The sequence below is a fragment of the Phyllobacterium sp. UNC302MFCol5.2 genome, from assembly GCF_000686005.1.
Taxonomy (GTDB): Bacteria; Pseudomonadota; Alphaproteobacteria; order Rhizobiales; family Rhizobiaceae; genus Phyllobacterium; species Phyllobacterium pellucidum.
Genome location: NZ_JMLL01000010.1, coordinates 648,541 through 668,978, shown reverse-complemented (window position 1 = coordinate 668,978; position 20,438 = coordinate 648,541). Strand labels below are relative to the sequence as shown.

18 protein-coding genes, 1 tRNA gene and 1 pseudogene are annotated in these 20,438 nt (G+C 57.9%); 11 read left to right on the top strand and 9 right to left on the bottom strand.

Annotated elements, in window-relative coordinates:
* Nucleotides 1-29 precede the first annotated feature (29 nt).
* Nucleotides 30-103, top strand: a tRNA-Gly gene (locus BR48_RS0105235).
* 104 nt (nucleotides 104-207) lie between these two features.
* Here BR48_RS0105235 and BR48_RS0105230 read toward each other — a convergent pair.
* The 3 genes and pseudogenes from BR48_RS0105230 to BR48_RS0105220 all read right to left on the bottom strand — a co-directional run.
* On the bottom strand, nucleotides 208-1,773 hold the full coding sequence (locus BR48_RS0105230) for an EAL domain-containing protein (protein ID WP_175498879.1): 1,566 nt from the start codon (nucleotides 1,771-1,773) through the stop codon (nucleotides 208-210).
* Between the two features lie 265 nt (nucleotides 1,774-2,038).
* Nucleotides 2,039-3,064 carry a LacI family DNA-binding transcriptional regulator gene (locus BR48_RS0105225; RefSeq protein WP_051614563.1) on the bottom strand — a complete coding sequence of 342 codons (1,026 nt, stop codon included), beginning with the start codon at nucleotides 3,062-3,064 and terminating at the stop codon, nucleotides 2,039-2,041.
* Nucleotides 3,061-3,444, bottom strand: a pseudogene (locus tag BR48_RS0105220) (ABC transporter permease); the annotation flags it as partial. The pseudogene BR48_RS0105220 and the gene BR48_RS0105225, both read right to left, overlap by 4 nt.
* Before the next feature lie 462 nt (nucleotides 3,445-3,906).
* Between BR48_RS0105220 and BR48_RS0105215 the strand changes: the two are divergent.
* From BR48_RS0105215 to BR48_RS0105205, 3 genes are all read left to right on the top strand, one after another.
* Nucleotides 3,907-4,173, top strand: a complete 267-nt coding sequence (locus tag BR48_RS0105215; RefSeq protein ID WP_027230335.1) for a DUF6460 domain-containing protein — start codon at nucleotides 3,907-3,909, stop codon at nucleotides 4,171-4,173.
* Between the two features lie 88 nt (nucleotides 4,174-4,261).
* Complete coding sequence (locus BR48_RS0105210) at nucleotides 4,262-4,762, top strand: CAP domain-containing protein (RefSeq protein WP_036813365.1); 501 nt, start codon at nucleotides 4,262-4,264, stop codon at nucleotides 4,760-4,762.
* A 104-nt stretch (nucleotides 4,763-4,866) separates the two neighbouring features.
* Nucleotides 4,867-6,222, top strand: coding sequence for an MATE family efflux transporter (locus BR48_RS0105205; protein ID WP_051614561.1), 1,356 nt, complete (start codon nucleotides 4,867-4,869; stop codon nucleotides 6,220-6,222).
* Between the two features lie 20 nt (nucleotides 6,223-6,242).
* Here BR48_RS0105205 and BR48_RS0105200 read toward each other — a convergent pair whose 3' ends face one another.
* Both BR48_RS0105200 and BR48_RS0105195 read right to left on the bottom strand, forming a co-directional pair.
* Complete coding sequence (locus BR48_RS0105200) at nucleotides 6,243-7,331, bottom strand: quinone-dependent dihydroorotate dehydrogenase (protein WP_027230332.1); 1,089 nt, start codon at nucleotides 7,329-7,331, stop codon at nucleotides 6,243-6,245.
* Nucleotides 7,328-7,672, bottom strand: coding sequence for a DUF952 domain-containing protein (locus BR48_RS0105195; protein ID WP_027230331.1), 345 nt, complete (start codon nucleotides 7,670-7,672; stop codon nucleotides 7,328-7,330). Before BR48_RS0105195 ends, BR48_RS0105200 begins: the two co-directional genes overlap by 4 nt.
* Nucleotides 7,673-7,805: 133 nt before the next feature.
* On the opposite strand from BR48_RS0105195, the gene BR48_RS0105190 reads away from it, so the two are divergent.
* Nucleotides 7,806-8,246, top strand: a complete 441-nt coding sequence (locus tag BR48_RS0105190; RefSeq protein WP_027230330.1) for a hypothetical protein — start codon at nucleotides 7,806-7,808, stop codon at nucleotides 8,244-8,246.
* Nucleotides 8,247-8,362: 116 nt separating this feature from the next.
* Nucleotides 8,363-8,806 (top strand): VOC family protein, encoded by a 444-nt coding sequence (locus BR48_RS0105185; RefSeq protein ID WP_027230329.1) that lies wholly within the window; start codon nucleotides 8,363-8,365, stop codon nucleotides 8,804-8,806.
* 35 nt (nucleotides 8,807-8,841) lie between these two features.
* On the opposite strand, the gene pip is transcribed toward BR48_RS0105185, so the two are convergent.
* Nucleotides 8,842-9,792, bottom strand: a complete 951-nt coding sequence (gene pip, locus BR48_RS0105180; RefSeq protein WP_027230328.1) for a prolyl aminopeptidase — start codon at nucleotides 9,790-9,792, stop codon at nucleotides 8,842-8,844.
* A gap of 219 nt (nucleotides 9,793-10,011) precedes the next feature.
* Between pip and BR48_RS0105175 the strand changes: the two genes are divergently transcribed.
* Nucleotides 10,012-10,671, top strand: coding sequence for a response regulator transcription factor (locus BR48_RS0105175; RefSeq protein ID WP_027230327.1), 660 nt, complete (start codon nucleotides 10,012-10,014; stop codon nucleotides 10,669-10,671).
* 8 nt (nucleotides 10,672-10,679) lie between these two features.
* Here the strand turns inward: BR48_RS0105175 and BR48_RS0105170 are convergent, their stop codons facing one another.
* A complete protein-coding gene (locus BR48_RS0105170) occupies nucleotides 10,680-14,150 on the bottom strand; it encodes a NahK/ErcS family hybrid sensor histidine kinase/response regulator (protein ID WP_027230326.1) in 3,471 nt (1,156 codons plus the stop codon).
* 206 nt (nucleotides 14,151-14,356) lie between these two features.
* On the opposite strand from BR48_RS0105170, the gene mscL reads away from it, so the two are divergent.
* From mscL to BR48_RS23850, 3 genes are all read left to right on the top strand, one after another.
* On the top strand, nucleotides 14,357-14,764 hold the full coding sequence (gene mscL, locus BR48_RS0105165; protein ID WP_027230325.1) for a large conductance mechanosensitive channel protein MscL: 408 nt from the start codon (nucleotides 14,357-14,359) through the stop codon (nucleotides 14,762-14,764).
* Between the two features lie 258 nt (nucleotides 14,765-15,022).
* Nucleotides 15,023-16,189, top strand: coding sequence for a pyridoxal phosphate-dependent aminotransferase (locus BR48_RS0105160; protein WP_027230324.1), 1,167 nt, complete (start codon nucleotides 15,023-15,025; stop codon nucleotides 16,187-16,189).
* Nucleotides 16,186-17,229, top strand: a complete 1,044-nt coding sequence (locus BR48_RS23850; RefSeq protein ID WP_051614559.1) for an AbrB family transcriptional regulator — start codon at nucleotides 16,186-16,188, stop codon at nucleotides 17,227-17,229. The genes BR48_RS0105160 and BR48_RS23850 overlap by 4 nt, the downstream gene beginning before the upstream one ends.
* A gap of 57 nt (nucleotides 17,230-17,286) precedes the next feature.
* Here BR48_RS23850 and hemA read toward each other — a convergent pair whose 3' ends face one another.
* A complete protein-coding gene (hemA, locus tag BR48_RS0105150) occupies nucleotides 17,287-18,564 on the bottom strand; it encodes a 5-aminolevulinate synthase (RefSeq protein ID WP_027230323.1) in 1,278 nt (425 codons plus the stop codon).
* 323 nt (nucleotides 18,565-18,887) lie between these two features.
* Between hemA and galE the strand changes: the two genes are divergently transcribed.
* Entirely contained in the window at nucleotides 18,888-19,880 is a 993-nt protein-coding gene (gene galE / locus BR48_RS0105145; RefSeq protein ID WP_027230322.1) for a UDP-glucose 4-epimerase GalE, read from the top strand.
* A 10-nt stretch (nucleotides 19,881-19,890) separates the two neighbouring features.
* Here the strand turns inward: galE and BR48_RS0105140 are convergent, their stop codons facing one another.
* Entirely contained in the window at nucleotides 19,891-20,337 is a 447-nt protein-coding gene (locus BR48_RS0105140) for an MgtC/SapB family protein (RefSeq protein WP_051614557.1), read from the bottom strand.
* Between the last annotated feature and the right edge of the window lie 101 nt (nucleotides 20,338-20,438).

The following is a 20,438-nucleotide window of genomic DNA, read 5'->3' as shown; positions in this document are numbered from 1 at the left end:
CCGCTGTCAGCGGTCACTGATAGTGAAATGCGGGTGTAGCTCAATGGTAGAGCAGCAGCTTCCCAAGCTGAATACGAGGGTTCGATTCCCTTCACCCGCTCCATCAATCTTCAATGACTTAACTGATATTTTACGATGCCGTTTTTACGCTGGTAGCCGACCACAAGACACCTCATCGAGGCAGTGAGTAACTGTTCTGAACCCTGTTCAATGATCGGCCTTAAAGGAAATCAAGCGGTCGAAAGGCATTGGACGGGAGATAAGCCAGCCTTGTCCACAACAGTGAGGGCTCGCAGATGCAAAAAAGCTATACTGCGCCTCAGTTTCTATCCCCTCGACGACAACTCCAAGTCCTAGTGAATTTGCCATTCCGAGGATTTGCGGCACGATCGAGACCTTCACAGACTCTGTGCCGACGCTGTTCGTAAAGGCTCGATCCAGCTTTATGACATTGACCTTGAGTTCCTGGAGGTGTGCGAGGCTGGAATAGCCGGTGCCAAAATCATCGAGGTAAACAGGATGACCCAGTTGTTGCAGCCGTGCGATGGCTGGAACGGCGATGTCCAGGTGTGCCGTGGAACGTTCGGTCAATTCCAGTCCGATTTGATTTCGATGAATGCCAAACAGGCTAATGGTCTGGTCGAGTGTCGCGTAGAAGTTGGGATCGCTCAGATCCGACGCGACGATGTTGACTGTGATGACGAAATCCCGATGCTCGCTGAGCAAAAACTTGGCAGTCCTGCCTACCTCCTTGAGCACATAGGTGGTAATCTCGCCGGCCGTTCCATGAGCCTCCGCTTCGGCCACAAAAATGTCGGGTGGAATGTTGTTGCCCTGACGATCTGTCCACCGCACCAGCGCCTCAGCGGAAACCATGCGCCCTGACCGTAGGTCCACAATGGGTTGAAACATCAAAGATAATTCATTCGAGCGCAACGCATCCTTCAATCGCGCTGCCAAGGGCTTTTGCGTTCGGTAGAGCAGGAAACCCACCAGAGTTAAAAATCCACCGAGCAGAAATCCGAGAGCACCAAAGCCAAGAATGAACGTTGATTGCCGCGCTATGGCTTCGCGCTTGTTTAACGCCGCCACACTGCAAAGAAAGTATACCTTCGAACAATCAATATGGATGATATCCGTAGCAGTGTCAGTAGAAGTATCCTTACGCGCCACCAAGATACTCTCATCGACCACGGGCTGGCCCCATGATCGCAATACATGGCCCTTCTCGGGATCGATGATGGCGACGGAGTAGCGATAGGGGTAACGAACCAAGTCCAAAAATGCGGAAGGATCGGTCACCACATTTGCATTGCCGGCCTCGATCACCAAGGCAGTAACCCCATCTGCCAATCGGAGCGATGCGTTCCCCCAAATTTTGTGACCGTCCTCAGTAATGATATCCGGTGGCGGGTTGACGAAGGGCGGCGTTACGACGCCCAGATAGCTCGAGCACATAAGCTTCTGATCGTTCACCCTCCCGACATCCTTAATATAGCGTGCGGTGAAAGCGATTCTTCTCATATTATCGAGGTCAGTTGACCCGCATGGCTCACCTTCAACATGGTTTGCTTCGGCAAGCGCGTTGTTTGTCTCAAGGGCGATCCCCTCAGCCCTCTTGAGCAAATTGCCGGCATATTCGGCGACATCGGATTGGGCGAGGGAAAGCGCGATACTTCGCGCTCCCATCATCGCGAGTGCGGTTGTCGCAGCGCCCGCAAGCAAGCACGCGGTGATGGCTGATTTGTCAAGAAGTCGAACTATGTACTTCATGCCCATCCGATCACAGTGCTGAGCAATCTTGTGAACACTCTACCACGCCAGCCATTTAGCTTGCCGCCGTAGAGAGACATATCTACTCGGTCAGGACCGAGATAGATTAATACGCCTATCACTTCCCAGTAACCAGCAGTTCCCAACGTCTCCTCAGGAGGGGGCTCAACACTTCACTGAGCGTTCTCCTGGATGCCGCCGCCACTGGCCCGCTAATACAAGGGTCCGATTCTCGTCATCCGCTCCAAAAATCCTGAATGGCCGGTCAGTCGCGCGCCGCAGTCGAATTGCGCACCACCAGCGAAGCTTCCAGCAATTCGTCGTCGATGGGAAGCGGGCTGGTGCCGGTCGTGAGCGCCACGGCGCGCGCGGCAATCTGTTCGACAGGCTGGCGGATCGTCGTCAGGCGCGGCGTGATGAGTTCGGCTAGCGGAATGTCGTCGAAGCCGACGACGGAAATATCCTGCGGCACTTTCAGGTCGAGATCGTTGGCGGCGCGCATCAGACCGATCGCCTGCTGGTCGCTGGCCGTTGCAATGGCGGTTGGACGCTCGCCCGGTGCCCGGTCGAGCAGCATGCGGCCCAGTGTTTCGCCGGATGCATAGTCGAAATAGCCTTCGAGAATTTCCGGCGTCACCCCCTCGGCGGCAAGGGCGCCGATGAAGCCGTTGCGCCGCTCGCGTGAAACGGGCGCTTCGGGAGGGCCGGCAATATAGGCAATGCGCCGGTGGCCAAGGGCAAGAAGATGCCGTGCGGCAAGGCCGGCGCCGGCGGCATGATCGACAGAGATCAACGGATAGCCCGCAAAGCGCCGGTCCACCGCAACGGTTGCCACATTGCTCTTCCAGCCCTCGGAAGCGCCAAACTGGGTCGGAACCACGATTAGCCCGGTTGGATAGCTCTTCAACAGGCTTTCGATCTGGTTGAGCTCGATCCTGGGGTCTTCATTGGTGATCGACAGCAGCACCGAAAACCCCGAACGTGACGCGATCGCCTCGACGTGCTTGGCAAGTTCGGCAAAGAACGGGTTGGTGATATCCGGGATGACCAGGCCGATCATATCGGTGCGGCTGCGGCGCAGGCCACGCGCAACGCCGCTCGGCCGAAAGTTGAGTTCGCGAATGGCTTCAGTCACCTTCTCGCGCAGGGCCGTGCCAACGGTCTCGTTATTGGCAAGAACGCGCGATACCGTGCCGACCGAAACATTGGCGCGTGCCGCAACGTCCTTGATGTTCACCACTTTCGCGTGCGTCTTATGTTTGGTCCTGTCGGGCGCGTCGGGTGCACTCATGCTTTGGTCAGTCTTTCGCGGTATTTGTCGAGTATCACAGCGAGGATTATCACAAATCCGGTTATCATCTGTCGCATAAAATCACTGAGGCCAAGCAGAATAAGCCCATTGGCGAGAACGCCGATAATGCAGGCGCCAAGCAGCGTTCCGACGACGCTGCCGCGCCCGCCGCTGAGGCTCGTCCCGCCGATGATGACGGCTGCAATTGCATTGAGTTCGAAGCCGATGCCGATGATCGGGCTCGCGATATTGAGGCGGGCCATATAGATGATCGCGCCGATGCCAACCAGCGCTCCGCAGATCGTGAAAGCGGCAATCTTGTAGAAGAAGATGTTGTGGCCGGCGAGCCGTGCCGCCTCTTCATTGTTGCCGATACCATGACGAGCTTGATATCGGTCTTGACCCAACCCTCGAGCGGCTTGCCGCTCTTGAGCACGCCGAGCGCTTTGTCGACGGCGTTAGCAGCCATTTCCTGGCCGAACCGATCGACGGTGGCGAGCATCTTCTTTTCCTTCAGAAGCGCGTTTCACCGGATTCTCAGCAAAACAATTTCTGTACGGAAATGGGCCATATTGCTTCAAGCTTGTCAATATGAAACGTTTCATTGCTGCAGCGCGTCAATTTTATGAGCCAAGTGAGAGGAGTTGCATAGAAGACGGGTTGCACGACCGCATCGCAATCGCAAAACAGTTTCTACCGTCTTCATCGCTACAGCGCCATGTTTGCGTGACAAGCGGTTGCCGCGACACGCGATGCAGAGCATGGGTTATTCACCACCTTGAACGCTATTCCGTATCGCCGTATGTCATTGCCAGCGCAGACAAGTATGGACCGGAGAAAACATGTCGGATGGAGTGAACCGTTTCCTGGGCGATACGCCCGCCCGTGTTCTCATAAAGCTCATCATCGTTTCGCTTGTCGTGGGTGTGGTCATGAGCGCATTCGACTGGTCTCCGATGGATATTCTCTACGGCATCGAGAATTTCTTCCGCCGCATCTGGAATCTGGGCTTCGGCGCGATCGAACGCTTCGCAGGCTATTTCCTGCTTGGCGCAGTCGTCGTCATTCCGTGCTTCATCCTGTTGCGGCTTTTGAGCTATCGTCGCTAAAACTGCCAAACATTGTGGTTGAGCCTTTCGGGGCGCGAAGGAGCCACATTTCACCGATATCGGCTAAACCCGTCGTGAGGAAAGCTCCATGGACGAAACAAAATCGCTAATGCCGCGTCGTCATTTTCTCGGCCTTACCGCCGCCGGCGCTGCGCTTCTGCCGCTTGCCGCGTGCCAATCGACGTCACCGCAACCCCGGTTGACCGGCAAGCGCGCGGGCGTTTCGGCTTCAGGCAGCGCCAATCTGCGGGCAATAAGGTCGTCAAGGGGGCTCGGGCCCCTCGCTCCGTCTTCGGCATTGGAGCAGGCGGCCTTGCAGCAGGCGGGCTATATGGCGAGCGCCGGACGCATGAGCCATACGACGAGCTGGAACCGGGACTTTGCTTCGCGCATACGCGGCGCGGGCATTCACGGTCCCGCTGCGGAAAATATCGCCAGGGGCCGGATGGATATGGACCAGGTCTTTGCGCAGTGGATGAATTCACCGCCCCACCGCCGCAATATGCTCGACCCGCAATTCAGCCATTTCGGACTTGCCTACGCTGAATCGGGTGCAGAGAGGTATTGGGCGCTGGTCCTCGGGGTGTAGTCCACGGGCGCTGGAATGCATCATCCTTGATATGACTGGTAAACGCAGCGAACCAGTGGCATAGAGCTTGGATAGCCTTTCAGGCTTGCAATCTCGGTGCCCTCATGAATATCGATGTGCCTTCGTCTGCCGGTTCCAAGGTCGTCCGCCCCTTCGAGGTGACGAACCGGTTGATGCTTGCAATCACGATTCCGGTCATGCTCGCGTCGTTGACGACGCCGCTGCTTGGTCTCGTCGATACTGCTGTCATTGGCCAGGTCGGCAATCCGCATCTGCTTGGCGGCCTTGCCATTGGCGCCCTGGTCTTCGACTTCCTGTTCTCGACGATGAACTTCCTGCGCGCTGGCACGACAGGCCTTGTTGCGCAGGCCATGGGCCGCCACGACGATGTCGAGCAGCAGGCGGTATTCTGGCGGGCTCTCGGCATTGCCGTTGTCGCCGGCTTGATCTTCATCGCGGCCACACCGCTGATCCTGCAGGCGACCGTCAGCTTTATGAATCCCGATCCGGCTGTCAGCGAGGCCATGTCGACCTATGTGTCGATCCGTCTCCTGTCGTCGCCCATGGCACTCGGCAACTTCGTCGTATTGGGACTGCTGCTCGGGCAGGGCAAGGCCATGCAGGGCCTTTATCTGCAATTGCTGCTGAATGGCGTCAATGTCGTGATGACCATCTGGCTCGGTCTTATCATGGGTTGGGGCGTCACGGGCATCGCCTGGGGGACGGTTCTTGGCGAGACGTCGGCGTTGATCGTCGGCCTTTCGATGATCTACATGCAGTTCCGAAGCATTGCCAATCCATCGCGCAAACGCGTTCTGGATGCGCATGAAATCCGCCGCATGTTCGCGGTCAATCGCGACATCATGCTGCGCTCGTTCTTCCTGCTGATCGCCTACGCCTATTTCACCCGGGCGGGCACCCAGGCCGGTGCGGTAACGCTGGCGACCAATGCGGTGCTGATGAATTTCCTTCTGATTTCAGGCTATCTGATCGACGGCGTCACCACCGCAGCCGAACAAATCTCCGGTCGTGCCGTCGGCGCGAATTACCGACCCGCCTTCGACCGGGGCGTAAAGCTCTCATTCCTGTGGGGAATGATCCTTGCATCGGTCATGGCACTCTTTTTCCTGATCTTTGGCGACAGTATCGTCGCCTTCCTGATCAAGTCAGAAGAGGTTCAATCGATGGCAGCTATCTATATGCCCTGGGCCGCCCTTGCGCCGGTCACCGGCCTTCTCGCCTTCCACATGGATGGTGTCTTCATCGGGGCGACTTGGTCGCGCGATATGCGCAACATGATGATTCTGTCGCTCGCGGGCTATTTTGGCGCCTACTACGTCTTGCCGATGTACCTCGGCAATCACGGCCTCTGGCTGGCGCTCCACCTCTTCCTTGGCCTGCGCGGCATCTCGCTTCTGTCGATTCTGCCGAGCCGGGCGCGCCTGCAGTTTGCCGAGTAAGATAGAAATAGCGACACGCTCTAGGCCGGCAGAGGTTCGCCTGCCCATTCATTGACGTCGCAATCGCGCAGTGCAGCGATGGTGGTGATGCGGTCACGCTTCAATCTTGCCGAAAGGTCCTTGACGATGTCCCCGGCAAGTCCTGGCCCTGCATAAATCATGCTCGTATAAAGCTGAACGAGATCCGCGCCGGCACGTATTTTCGCAATCGCCGTCGCCGCGCTGTCAACACCGCCAACGCCGATCAACGGCAAATCGGACCCGACGCGCTGGCGCATCTTGGCAAGGACGATCGTCGAGCGATTGAACAGTGGAGCGCCAGAAAGTCCTCCAGTCTCGCGCGCATTTTTCGTCCCTTCGAGGCCGCTTCGCGATAGCGTAGTATTCGAAATTATCAAGCCGTCGAGCGGGTGAAGCGCGATCTCGGCGGCGATATCGTCGAGGCTCGCCTCTGGAAGATCGGGGGCGATCTTCAGAAAGACGGGGCGGTGCACGCCCTTTTGCGCATCGCGCGTTTCGAGCACCTTGCCAAGCAATTCGCGCAAGCTTTCGCGCGCCTGCAGATCGCGCAGTCCCGGCGTGTTCGGCGAGGAGATGTTGACGGTGAAATAGCTGGCGACTGACTGAAACTTGCGGATCCCGGCAACGTAGTCGGCGATCCGGTCCGTCGAATCCTTGTTGGCGCCTATGTTCACGCCGACAATGCCGGCATGCTTGCGCCGTTCGGTAAGCCGCTGGAAAGCCGGGTCGTGGCCCTCATTGTTGAATCCGAGGCGGTTTATCACCGCGCGGTCTTCGATAAGGCGGAAAATCCGCGGCTTGGGATTGCCGGATTGCGGCAATGGCGTCAGCGTTCCAACCTCGGCAAACCCGAATCCGAGCTTCAACAGGGCATCCGGAACTTCGGCATTCTTGTCATAGCCTGCTGCCATACCGAGAGGATTGGGAAAGCTGAGACCTGCCACGGTGACCCGCAGTGCCGGATCGTTCAAAGGCGCGCAACCGGGGACGATGCCGCTTTTCAACGCTTTGATCGAAAGCCCGTGTGCATCTTCCGGATCGAACGAGAACAGGACCTTCCTGCCGATCGCCTGGAACAGCCTGTTCATTGTTGCATCTCCGGAAATTGATGCCCGTCAGGCCCGAGGGGCAGGGGCTTTACCCATTCGACCGCCTCGAGCGGCAGCGATGCATAAAGGTGCGGAAAGAGTTCGCCTCCGCGCGACACCTCGTATTTGAGCGCATCGCCCAGCCGGTCGGTCGCAACCGCAATGAGCACAAGGTCGTCCTGGCCGGCGAAATGCTTTGTCGCGGTCTCCACGGCCTGGGCGGCTGTCGAGAAATGAATGAAACCGTCCGTATGATCGATGGGCGCGCCGTCAAAGACACCCCTTGCTTCGGCGGCCTGCCAAAGGGTGCGCGGCGCAATCTTGTATATCAGGTGAGTCATGGAAATTCTTAGTAGTCGCAAAACCCGTCCGCGCAAAGTGCGGAGTCGAACGTTTGAGCGAATTCTGTGCCTGGTTCAGATTTTCGGCGTATTATTGCGATAGGTTTGCAGGATGCAAACATGGAGGTCCGTCATGGCACCCTTTCGCACAATGCTCATTGTTCTTGCACTCGCTCCGCTGGTTGGCCAGCCGGCACGTGCCGAGGAGAGCCCGGGCTATACGCTGGAGAAGACTGCCGACGGCTTCGTGCGCATGAACAACAAGACGGGTGAGATGTCGATCTGCCAACAGCAAGCCGCACAACTCGTGTGCAAGGTCGCTGCGGAGGAACGTACGGCCTATGAAGAGGACATAGCCGATCTGAAGGGCCGCGTCGCCAAACTCGAGGATACAGTGGCCGCCATGGGCAAGATTCCGCCGATTGTGCGCGACGCGCTGCCTTCCGACGAGCAGTTCGAAAAGAGCCTCGGCTACATGGAAAAATTCATGCGCCGTTTCATGGGTATCGCCAAGGAGTTCGGCTACAGCCCCGAAGACAACAAGCCGGCGCCGGACACCTTGGAAAAAACCTGAATCATCCTGACAACCATCTGTCAGGAGTGGCCGGTTTTTGGCAGGTGCCGTTCTTGATATGTTCAAGCTTTTGTCGGACACTACCCGCTCACAACTATTCTTCCGGGAGCGATGAGATGACTGCAGTGCCAACACTGATTGGAGAGGTATCGATCAGGCTCTTTGTACGTCATGGTGACCAGCAGAAGGCGCTCGATTTCTATGAGAACGTCTTCGGCGCCAAAACTGTCGGACGGCCTTATCTGCACAATGGCGAACTTATCGCTGCGGAAATCCGCATGGGCGCATCGTTCCTCATGATCGTTGGCGCCAACCCGAAGCGCGATGCCGACGCATCCCTCGGCGGTCCGCGCTCGGTCCATGCCATCGGAGCGACGCCGGTCATGCTCGATATTCATGTCGATGATGTGGACCGCGTGCTGCACCATGCCCTCGCCGAGGGTGGCAGGATACGCAACGCCGCCGAAACGCTCGATGGCGGTGATCGGGCTGGCGTGCTCGTTGATCCGTTCGGGCATTTGTGGGTGCTGAAATCGCGGCAGAAGCACCTTGCCGCGTAAAGTGCCGGCCCCATGGCGGGGCCGGCCGTCGTTATCTAGCCAGCAAACCGCTTCGTCGCGTGGATGAGTTCGTGGACGATGCCGGGCTCGCTGACGGCATGGCCTGCATCCTCGACAATACGCAGATCCGCTTCCGGCCAGACCTTTTTCAGGTGCCAGGCGTTGAGCAGCGGCGTGCACATGTCATAGCGCCCATGCACGATGACGCCCGGAATATCGCGGATCAGATGTGCGTTGCGCAGCAAATGGTCGTCCGTTTCGAAAAAGCCGCGATTCTGGAAATAGTGGCATTCGATCCGGGCGAAAGCTATGGCAAAATGATCGTTGGAAAACGCTTCTTCACGCGCAGGATCCGGAAGCAGCGATAGCGCCGATCCCTCCCAGCGCGCCCATAGTTTGGCTGCCTGCAACTGGACGGCCGGGTCGGCATCGGTCAGGCGCCGGTAGTAGGCTGCGATCATGTCGTCGCGCTCGTCTTCCGGTATATGCGCCTGGTAGGCCTCGAAACGATCGGGATAGATTATGCTTGCGCCGTTCGAATAGAACCATTCGATCTCGAAACGGCGGATCATGAAAATACCGCGCAATATCAATTCGCTGACGCGGTCCGGATGTGTCTGCGCATAAGCGAGGCCGAGCGTCGAACCCCACGAACCGCCGAAGACCTGCCATTTGTCGATGTTAAAATGATTGCGGATCTTCTCCATGTCGGCAACGAGATCCCATGTCGTGTTCTCGTTGAGCTCCGCATGCGGCGTCGATTTTCCGCAGCCGCGCTGGTCAAACAGAATGATGCGATATTTTTCCGGATCATGCAGGCGCCGCATCGTCGGATTGATGCCGCCACCGGGTCCGCCGTGTACCATGATCACCGGTTTGCCATTCGGATTCCCGCATTCCTCCACATGAATCGTGTGAAGCTCGGAGACCTGCAGCATTTCCTCCGATGTCGGTTGAAGTTCTGGATAAAGAATGTTTGTGATCATGCGTCCCACTTTCAAGAATTTCATCCCCACAGCAAATAATTGCGCGGGAATGCGGTTTTGCCAAGGCATTTCAACCGGATCGCCTCACCTAGGCGGATAACAAAACTTTGGCGTGTACCGAATTGCTCTTGATATATCAGTCGTTTCAGATTTAGTCGTTAGCATTACGGCTTTTGGATTAAGACTGCTGCAATTTCAGCAACAAGGATTTTTTAAATCATGAACTACCGATTTCTTATTGTGGATGATCACCCTCTCTTCAGGGGAGCCTTGCGTTTGGCGCTTACTTCGCCAAGAAACAATACCGACATTATTGAAGCTGGCGATATCGAGACTGCAAAATCTCTTATCCAGGAAGAAGCCGATCTCGATCTTCTTCTGCTTGACCTTTCGTTGAACGGTGTCGGTGGGCTCACCGGCTTTGTCGCGCTGCGCTCCCTGCAGGCATCGCTTCCGATCGCCATCATCTCGGCAACCGACGATCCGGTTACCATCCGGGCGGCCCTCGAACTCGGCGCATCGGGTTTCATTTCCAAGTCGTCGGGACCGGACGTTATCAAGGAAGCAGTGCAGACGATCCTTGACGGGGGTATCTGGTCGCCGCTGGCCGATGGTGACGACGACGTGCTTGATCCGGAGATGATCGAACTTATTCGCTGCATCCGCAAACTTACGCCGCAGCAGGCACGTGTATTGAGTATGATGGCTGATGGCATGCTCAACAAGCAGATCGCCCATGAACTGAACGTTTCGGAAGCGACGATCAAGGCACACGTCTCCGCCGTTCTATACAAGCTCGGCGTCGAGAGCCGCACGCAAGCCGTGATCCGGCTGGCACGCTTCAAAGAAGAGTCGATGCCCAGCCAGTCTCTTATGTAATCAAGTCGTTATTCCGCTGCGATTGCCTGGCGGAAATGCGAAAGCAACGCCCGCAGCGCTGCGGGTCGGACAGGCTTTTGGATGACGGCGATGTCCTCGGCGTTGGCTTGATCGCGGGTGGCATTCGAGCGATCTGCCGTAACCAGTGCCGCTGGTATATGGCGCTGGAAGTGTTCGCGTGTGTAGGCGACCATTTCTAGTCCGTTTTCATCGCCCAGATTGTAGTCCGCCAAAATGACGTCGGGAACGCCTGGATTGTCCTGGCAATAGGCTTTCAGCGCCCCGCCGCTATCCAGCATGACGACATAACAACCCCATGTTGCCAGCAATTCCTGCATGCCGGCAAGCGAGTGCGGGTTGTCATCGATGCACAGCACGGACAATCCCGACAGGGGTGCCGCAGGCCGAATGGTCCGGACATTTTCCGCAGCCGGAGGCGCGGCCGCCTTCGAGACCGGAATTGTCACCGAGAACATCGATCCCTTGTTCGGCGTCGATTGCACTTGCACTGAAAGGTCGAGGATTTTCGCGATGCGCTCGACGATGGAAAGCCCGAGGCCAAGCCCGTCCGAAATCTTCATGCCTTCGGCGAGGCGGGAAAACTCGCGGAATATGTTTTCGAGTTGCGACTTGGGAATGCCGATGCCGGTGTCGAACACCTGCAGTTCAATCCTGTCGCCGCGCCGACGGGCGCCGACAAGCACCTTGCCGCTGCGACAATATTTGATCGCATTCGAGACAAGGTTCTGAACGAGGCGGCGCAGAAGATTGCGGTCGGTCGCCACGACCACCGAACTCATGACCACGTCCAGCGTCAGGCCCCTTGCATGCGCCGTCGGCGAAAAATCGCGGACGATCTGTTCAAGCAAAGAATCAAGGCGGAAGACGGATACAACCGGTTTGAGCGCGCCCGTATCAAGGCGCGAAATGTCGAGCAGGGCGTTGATGATGACCTCGACAGCCTCAAGCGACGAGTCGACATTGCTGACGAGCTGCTTTTCGCGCGAATTGCCGAGGCGCTCCATCAGCGAGGAGGAGTATAGCCGCGCCGCGTTCAAGGGCTGCAGAATGTCGTGGCCGGCATCGGCAAGGAAACGCGTCTTGCTGATATTGGCTTCTTCGGCCCGCTGCTGTGCCTTGGCGAGTTGCTGGTTGGCGAGCGTGAGCTCGTTGGTGCGGTTGCGTACACGCTGTTCCAGAGACTCATTTGTCTGCCGCAAGAGATGGTCGGCATTTACCGCTTGTGTGACATCAGTCAACGTCGTGACGATGCCACCGTCCGGAATGGAGTTCGAGCGGATTTCGATTATTTGGCCGGTATCCGTCAGCGTGATGCGCCACGGCGCGGTCGATTTTGCAAGATCGTTGAGAAGCGCCGGGTCGGCGCTTCCGAGATCGCCGCGCTCGTAGAGATAATGAACGATGCTGCGAAACGGGGTGCCCATGCGTTGTAGGTCCCTTGGCAGATTGAGCAATACGCGGAACTGCGCGTTCCAGCAGCTCAGCCGATATTGCGGGTCGAACACGCAAATCCCCTGATCCATCTGATCGAGCGCCGTTTGCAGCAGATATCGGTTTTGTGCCAGTGCATCGGTTGCATGCTCGAGGAGGATCTGGGCGCGGCGTTGTGCGGGACCTGTCGGCCCCATGGCGAGCGACAGGATCATGCGGGCCGAGGGCGAGCCGACAATGCCGGAGAGCAGTTGTTCAGCGAAATGTACCGTTTTGAAATCTGCTCCATCCTCGTCGTCGAGCAGAATGCCCTCACGCTTGTGAAAGGACACGAAAGCCAATTCAGCTTGCTCATTGCCGATATATCTTGAGACAGTCGCCTTGAGCTGCCCGACGGTGATGGAGGGCTGAAGTGTTCCGACCGGCGTCGACAGCGGGGCTTTATCCGTGATGAATACCGAAGCCTGAATGCGCTCAAGCGGCGTGGCGCTGCGTGATAGTGAGCCGGCGATATAGCAAACAATATTGGCGGCAAGGCTGAAGAAAAGGCCTTGCACGTAGCTTGCCGCCTCGACGCCGAAAAGCGCCTGCGGCTTGAGCGCTGCAATCCCAAGCGGACCGTCGGTCAAGAGCCCGGAGCCTGGATCGATCAGCGTCGGGATGACCATCGTATAAAGCCAGACGCTGAATCCCGCGATCATGCCCCAGTTTGCGCCGCGCGCCGTCCCCCGGTGCCAAACGAGGGCGCCGACGAATGGCGGCACCAGCTGGATGACCGCGACAGCCGAGATCAGCGCGAGTTCGGAAAAGTCCATCTTCCAGGATACGAAATACTGATAGGCCCAGGCTATCCCGAGAATGGCGACGAGGGACCAGCGCCTGATCCGGGGAATGACCTTGGTATAGTCCTTTGGCTCGGCTGGATTGCCGGCAGCCGGGCGCAACAGCAGCGGCAGCATCAAATCGTTGGTGATCATGATCGACAGTAATATCGATGGCGCAATGATCATCGTCGTTGCAGCCGGAACGCCACCAAGAAACGCAATCCCGGCGAGCATCTTCTGCCCGGCAACGATCGGCACGCAAATGAAGTAAAAGTCCGACGCAGCTTCGGGCGGCAGGGAAATCGTCCCGGCCACGGCAATGGGGATAACAAAGACGCCGCCGATCAGCAAGAGGAGCGGTGTGAACCAGCGCGCAAGACGCATTTCTCCGCCACCCCGGTGCTCGACGATCGTCAGATAGAACTGGTTGGGTAAAAGCAGCACCGTCGATGCGCCGATCAGCATTAGGGCAAAAAGGTTGGCAACGGAAATGCCGGTGGTGAGAAGCGGAATGTCCTGCTTCTGGGCCATCGCCTTTGCGAAGAGTTCCGTGGGTGATCCGAACAGGAACGTCGCGGTAGCAATGCCGACAAGCAGGAAGACACAGAGCTTGATCGTGGTAGCTACGGCAACCGCCTTGATGAAACCATCGTAGCGGTCCTTCTGCTGCGGACCGCGAGCAGCCACGAAAACGGTGTAGACGGCGATCCCAAGCTGGACCAGGGCAATGATCATGTGGTGGTGATCTGCGCCTTCGTTCATATGGTTGGAATAAATATCGATCATCTGGTGGATCGCGGCAAACTGCAACGCAATGTATGGGATGAGCCCGATCGTCGTGATCCCAGTAACCAGCGCTGCGACGGAAAAGCTCTTGCCGTACCGTGCGCCGACAAAATCGGAAATCGATTTGATGCCTTCCGATTTGGCGAGCTGGCTCACTTTGCCGAGAACTGGAAATCCCAACGTGAACATGAGACCAATGCCGAGGAAGAGCCCGACAAATTCGATCCCGTTCTTGGCGGCGTAACTGGCGCTGCCGTAGTAGAGCCAGGACGTGCCGCTTGCAGCAAGGCAGATCGAGTAGACAAAGGGCCGCGGCAGACGAAAACGGCTGGGAAGCCGGTTCGCGCGCCTTACCACAATCGACTGGAACGCGAGGTAAAGCACAATGATAAGGACTGCAATATACAAGCCCGACATGGGCTTCACCTTCCGTTACTTTGCTTCGGCACGCTCCGCGTTCAGGCATTTTCGGCTTGCCCGCCGATTGCCCATGCCGTTAATACTGGTAGAAGAAATCGAACGCTCTATCAATAATTTCAAAACTTCTGTTACAGTTTTCAGGTTATGGCAAATGCGATGACCGTTGGTTTGGATTAACACATAATACTGGAGAGTGGTACATCATGCTGAAAGAATTCAAAGAATTCGCCTTGAAAGGAAACATGGTTGATCTCGCCATAGGTGTGATCATCGGTGCTGCCTTCGGCCGACTGGTCGAGTCGATCGTCGCCGATATTTTCATGCCGATCATAGGTCTGCTCACGCGCGGCACCGACTTTACCAACCTGTATCTCCAGCTTTCGGGCGACGCGCAGCCGACCCTCGCGGCGGCCCGGCAGGCTGGCGCGACCATCGCTTACGGAAATTTCATCACTCTGCTCATCAACTTCCTGATCGTTGCCTGGGTTTTGTTTATGGTGGTCAAGGCAATGAACCGCTTCAAGAAGAAGGAAGCCGCCAAGCCTGCCGAACCGTCGAAGGAAGAAGTGCTTCTCACGGAAATTCGCGACCTTCTCGCCCAGCGCACCTGACAGGTGTCGCCGAAGGGTTGCCCTGAGGGCAGCCCTCCGATCTCGGGCCGTTGTCGCCCGTCATCCCCGGTACCTTTGCCGTCATCCTGCGCCCAACGCCCAAGGCGGTCAGGTTGCGGAGTGTCGAAACCGAAGCCTCTCCCGCCATAACGGTGGCGGGAGCCCATCACTTGCGATGATGGAAACATCACAAATATCCACGTGCGAAACAGAATTCGTTGTTATAGGTCTGCGGCAGGCAGACTGGAGACACGAATAATGAACCTCGTTCAGCAATTGCGGCATGAAGCAGCGGTGGCCCCTGAGAGCGGCATCGTTGCCGTCATGAATCATGGTCGTCGCCAGGAGGGCGTCATCCCGCTCTGGGCCGGCGAGGGCGATCTTCCGACGCCCGATTTCATTCGCGATGCCGCATCGACAGGCCTTGCCAATGGCGAGACCTTTTACACCTGGCAGGCCGGCATACCGGAACTGCGCCAATCTCTCGCGGCGTACTACAAACGCCATTTCAATGCGGATCTGCCGGTCGAGCATTTCTATATTACCGGATCGGGCATGCAGTCGATCCAGCTTGCAATCCAGGCAACGGCCGGCGCGGGCGACGAAGTCATCTATCTCTCTCCGGCCTGGCCTAATTTTGCCGCCGCCGCGGGCATTGCCGGCGCAACCCCTGTGGCGGTGACGCAGGATTTCACGGGCAACGGTTGGGGATTCGATCCCCAGAAAATACGCGATGCCATCACGCCGCGAACCCAGGCGCTATTTATCAATACGCCTTCCAATCCTTCTGGCTGGACCGCCGACATCGATACGCTGAAGGAAATCCTGAGCATTGCCCGTCAGCACGGATTGTGGATCGTTGCCGACGAAATTTACGCGCATTTCTATTACGGCGCCCGCCGCGCGCCCTCCTTCCTTGACATCATGGATCCCGATGAGCGCATCATCTTCGTCAACAGTTTCTCCAAGAACTGGGCGATGACGGGGTGGCGGGTCGGCTGGATGGTAGTTCACCCCTCGCTTGGCAAGACGATCGAAAATCTCATCCAGTATTCGACGTCGGGCGTTGCCCAATTCATGCAGCGCGGCGCCGTTGTCGCGCTCGATCAAGGCGACGACTTCATTCGCATGCAGGTCGAGCGCGCCCACAAGGCACGCGATATTCTCTGTGCCAAGCTCGCGGCGACGGGAAGGGTACGGCTGTCGCCGCCCGCAGGCGCGTTCTACCTGCTTTTCGGTATAGACGGCATCAGCGACTCCTATCGCGCTGCCTTTGATATTGTCGATGAGGCTAAAGTCGGCCTTGCGCCAGGGACCGCTTTTGGCAATGGTGGCGCCGCCTTTCTACGGCTCTGCTTCGCCCGACGGATCGATCAGGTCGAGGAGGCGGCCGACCGCCTCGCAGACTGGATCCGGAAACGTTGACGCCGAACCCCGTTCATCTCGACAAGATCAAAGCCACCCTTCTTTCATTGCTGATAGCCACGGCCGGCGGCTTGACCGCCTGGCTGATCGACCTGCCGATTCCGTTCCTGCTCGGTTCGACCATAGCCGTTACGGCGGCCTCGCTGTCGGGGATAAGAATTTATATTCCGGACCGGCTGCGCGGCTTCGTCTTCTTTTCGCTGGGCATTCAGGCAGGCTCGGGCGTCTCGCCCGGCATCCTCGACCAGATGGTGCTGTGGCCGGTGAGCTTCCTGATGCTTTTCGTGGCGCTCGTTCTCGTGACGTCACTCACTTACCTCATGCTGCGCAAGGGTTTCGGCTGGGACGGTCCGACGGCGCTCTTTTCGGCGCTTCCGGGCGCACTTTCCTTTGTCCTCGTCGCGGCGATGGGCACCTCGGCGAACATGGTGAAAATCACCGTCATCCAGTGCGTGCGCCTGTTGCTTCTCATCGGGTTCCTGGCGCCGCTTCTGGCCGTCATCGCAAGGAACGCCCCGCATGTCGTCGTTGCAGTCAATTATGACTGGACCATTCAGGAGGCTGTCATCCTCCTCGTCTGCGGCGGCGCCGGCGCCTTGCTCGGCTATTACAGCCGCATTCCTGGAGGCATGATGCTCGGCGCCTTGCTTGCCAGCGGTATCCTGCATGCTACGTCCATCGTGACAGCCGTCGTGCCACGCTCGATTGCCGATATCGGTCTTATCGTGCTCGGCGTGCTAATAGGCTCGCGGGTCGGCGCAGAACATAGAACCCAATTGATGCGCTATCTGCCGGCGGCGCTTCTTGCCTTCCTGATTGGAACGGCAGCGTCCTTCGTCGCCGCCCTGGTCGTCTGGCTGCTTCTCGACATTCACCCGGCACAGATAGCGCTTGCCTTTGCGCCGGGTGCGCTCGAGGCGCTCACCGTGATCGCCTTTTCCCTCGGCGTCGATCCATCCTACGTGGCTTCGCATCATGTGGTGCGATTTCTGATGATCGCCTTCTCAGTGCCGTTCCTCGCCCGCTTCGTCGCGCGCTGAACGACAAACAAAAACCGGCGCTCACGCGCCGGTCCACTTGCGTGCACCCAGATGCAATCAGCCGCCGGCCTTTGACACAGCGAGCGTTACGACCCGCTCGCTCGTTTCGATGGCGGGTTCGCTGTCCTTGGAGAAAGGAATGCCAAGCGCGGTCCACACCTCGACCAACGCGTCCTTCAGCTCGACGACGAGTTCGTTGGAATGGAACGGCGTCGGGGTGATGCGCAGGCGTTCGGTGCCGCGCGGGACGGTCGGATAATTGATCGGCTGGATATAGAGGCCGTGCTTCTGCAGCAGCCGGTCGCTGGCCTTCTTGCAGAGTTCAGGATCGCCAACGAGAATCGGAACGATATGCGTTTCCGATTTCATCACGGGCAGATTGGCCTGGGCGAGAACGTCCTTGGTCAGCTTTGCCTGGCACTGGTGCATGCGGCGCTCTTCCTGCGACACTTTGAGGTGCCGGATCGATTGCGTCGCTGCGGCTGCAATTACAGGAGGCAGTGCGGTCGTGAAGATAAAGCCCGGTGCATACGACCGGATAGCGTCGATGACAGTCTTTGGGCCGGCAATATAGCCGCCCAGCGTTCCGAACGCCTTCGCGAGTGTGCCCTCGATGACGTCGATACGGTCCGACAGGTTCTCTCGGTCGGTGATCCCGCCGCCCCGGTTGCCGTACATGCCGACGGCATGAACCTCATCGATATAGGTCATGGCGTTGTATTCGTCGGCAAGGTCGGCGATTGCCTGAACGGGGGCGATGTCGCCGTCCATCGAGTAGATGGATTCGAAGACGATGAGCTTGGCGCGCTCCTTGCCCGCCGCTTTCAACAGCTCTTCCAGATGAGCAAGGTCGTTGTGACGGAAAATCTTCTTTTCCGCGCCCGAGCGCCGCACGCCTTCGATCATCGAGGCGTGGTTCAGCTCGTCGGAAAGTATGAGGCAATTCGGCAGAAGCCGCGCGATCGTCGAGATCGACGCTTCGTTCGACACGAAACCGGAGGTGAATACGAGGGCTGCTTCCTTCTGGTGAAGGTCGGCCAGCTCATGTTCGAGTTCAACCAGCGGATGGTTATTGCCCGAAATGTTGCGGGTGCCGCCAGCGCCGGAGCCCATGCGGCTCGACGCGTCATGGATCGCTGCAATCACGTCCGGATGCTGGCCCATGCCGAGATAATCGTTTGAACACCAGACCGTAATTTCGCGTTGCGTACCTTCGTCGCGCCAGATCGCGCGCGGAAAACGACCCACGATCCGTTCCAGATTGGCAAAGACCCGGTAGCGCTTTTCAGCGTGCAACTGGTCGATCGCGTCTTCAAAAAACCGACGATAGTCCATGAATTGCTCCTGTATCATGAACGTAGTACCGTTTTTGCCTGGCAAAATCTATTGTGAGTTGAGGGTCAATTTGCCACGGTTTAAACGAAACTCTAACCCCTAAATGTTGAAGCCGGCAAAAATTGTCGAAGACATCGCGTGATGTCGGGCGCAAAGTCGCGGCGCCGGGAACGGGCGTTCACCTTACTCACATTTTGTCGGTTCCCTTTGTCCGCATACCACGTAAGTTGCATCACATTGGCTCGATGATTAGCTTTCAACGGCTGACTTGATGCGACAAGATCAACTCTGGGCAACAAAATGGGGACCAAGGGGCTGTGTCAATGACCGTGCTTGTGACCGGCGGCGCCGGATATATCGGCAGCCATATGGTCTGGGAATTGCTCGATGCTGGCGATTCCGTCATCGTGCTGGATCGTCTTTCAACAGGATTTGAGTGGGCTGTGCCGCCCGAGGCGAAACTGATCGTCGGCGATATCGCCGATCAGAGCCTCGTTCGCCAGACGATCGAGCGCAACTATGTCGATGCGGTGATCCACTTTGCCGGATCAGTGGTGGTGCCCGATTCCGTGCGCGACCCGCTCACCTATTACGAGAACAATACCTGCAAGTCGCGGGCCTTGATCGAGGCTGTGGTAAAATCGGACGTGAAGAACTTCATCTTTTCGTCCACCGCGGCCGTCTATGGCGACGCGGGCATGAAGCCGGTCACCGAAGATGCAGCGACCCATCCGGAATCGCCCTATGGCCTATCCAAGTTGATGACCGAATGGATGCTGCGCGATACCGCCGCCGCCCATGATTTCCACTATACGGCGCTGCGCTATTTCAACGTCGCCGGTGCCGATACCAAGGGACGCACCGGTCAATCTACGCGCGGCGCCACCCATCTGATCAAGGTTGCCTGCGAGACTGCGCTCGGCAAGCGCCCGTACATGGAAATCTTCGGACACGATTTTGCAACGCCGGATGGCACTTGTGTGCGCGACTATATTCATGTCAGCGACCTCGTGGCGGCACATCGCCTGGCGCTGGAGCGCCTGCGTTCGGGTGGCAGCAGCATGGTGGCGAATTGCGGCTATGGACGCGGCTTTTCCGTCAAGGAAGTCATCGAGAGTGTCGAGCGTGTGCATGGCAAGCCGATCGACGCAAGGTTGACGGTACGCCGTCCCGGCGACGCGGCCTCCGTGGTCGCGGACAGCAGCAAGGCGCGCCTCGACCTCGGCTGGAAGCCGAAGCTCGACAATCTCGATGCGATCGTCGAGTCGGCAATGAAATGGGAAAAGGCGCTGCAGCACCGCAACAATAAGGGCTGAAGACGACGTATCAATCTTCTTTCTGCTCCTTCTTCAGCGGCAGCATGAGGCGCAGCGTGAGAAGCGTCAGCACGGATATGATAATCGCGACATCGTAGCTTTCGAGCCCCACCGAAACGCCGATGGCGCCAGTCGACCAGATGCTCGCCGCGGTCGCCGTGCCGCGTACCGAGTTCTTGCCCTGCAGGATTGCCCCGCCTCCGATAAATCCGACGCCGGTGATAAGACCCTCAACGATGCGCGCCAGCGCTTCGGGATTGTCCGTCATCAGACGTTCGGCGCCTTGCACGAATCCGCAACTCGCCAGCGCTACCAGCGGGAAGGTCCGCAGGCCGGCGCTTCGCTCCTCCTGTTCGCGCTCCCACCCGATGGGAAAGGCAAGGATATAGGCCACCGCCAAAGCAAAGGCATGTGGGAAAAGCGGCAGGGTATTCAGGTAATGAAACGTTTCGAACAAGCGCTGTCTCCAACCATTATGAACGTTGAGCACAACGCCAGGTAGTGGTCAGCGGTTCCCAGAGATCGTACGACGCGTAGGCCTGCGGCGCCGCGACACAT

Bases quoted from the DNA above. Each gene is read 5' to 3' on its own strand.
- BR48_RS0105230 (WP_175498879.1), bottom strand. From the start codon at position 1,773: ATGAAGTACATAGTTCGACTTCTTGACAAATCAGCCATCACCGCGTGC.
- BR48_RS0105225 (WP_051614563.1), bottom strand. From the start codon at position 3,064: ATGAGTGCACCCGACGCGCCCGACAGGACCAAACATAAGACGCACGCG.
- BR48_RS0105215 (WP_027230335.1), top strand. From the start codon at position 3,907: ATGTCGGATGGAGTGAACCGTTTCCTGGGCGATACGCCCGCCCGTGTT.
- BR48_RS0105210 (WP_036813365.1), top strand. From the start codon at position 4,262: ATGGACGAAACAAAATCGCTAATGCCGCGTCGTCATTTTCTCGGCCTT.
- BR48_RS0105205 (WP_051614561.1), top strand. From the start codon at position 4,867: ATGAATATCGATGTGCCTTCGTCTGCCGGTTCCAAGGTCGTCCGCCCC.
- BR48_RS0105200 (WP_027230332.1), bottom strand. From the start codon at position 7,331: ATGAACAGGCTGTTCCAGGCGATCGGCAGGAAGGTCCTGTTCTCGTTC.
- BR48_RS0105195 (WP_027230331.1), bottom strand. From the start codon at position 7,672: ATGACTCACCTGATATACAAGATTGCGCCGCGCACCCTTTGGCAGGCC.
- BR48_RS0105190 (WP_027230330.1), top strand. From the start codon at position 7,806: ATGGCACCCTTTCGCACAATGCTCATTGTTCTTGCACTCGCTCCGCTG.
- BR48_RS0105185 (WP_027230329.1), top strand. From the start codon at position 8,363: ATGACTGCAGTGCCAACACTGATTGGAGAGGTATCGATCAGGCTCTTT.
- pip (WP_027230328.1), bottom strand. From the start codon at position 9,792: ATGATCACAAACATTCTTTATCCAGAACTTCAACCGACATCGGAGGAA.
- BR48_RS0105175 (WP_027230327.1), top strand. From the start codon at position 10,012: ATGAACTACCGATTTCTTATTGTGGATGATCACCCTCTCTTCAGGGGA.
- BR48_RS0105170 (WP_027230326.1), bottom strand. From the start codon at position 14,150: ATGTCGGGCTTGTATATTGCAGTCCTTATCATTGTGCTTTACCTCGCG.
- mscL (WP_027230325.1), top strand. From the start codon at position 14,357: ATGCTGAAAGAATTCAAAGAATTCGCCTTGAAAGGAAACATGGTTGAT.
- BR48_RS0105160 (WP_027230324.1), top strand. From the start codon at position 15,023: ATGAACCTCGTTCAGCAATTGCGGCATGAAGCAGCGGTGGCCCCTGAG.
- hemA (WP_027230323.1), bottom strand. From the start codon at position 18,564: ATGGACTATCGTCGGTTTTTTGAAGACGCGATCGACCAGTTGCACGCT.
- galE (WP_027230322.1), top strand. From the start codon at position 18,888: ATGACCGTGCTTGTGACCGGCGGCGCCGGATATATCGGCAGCCATATG.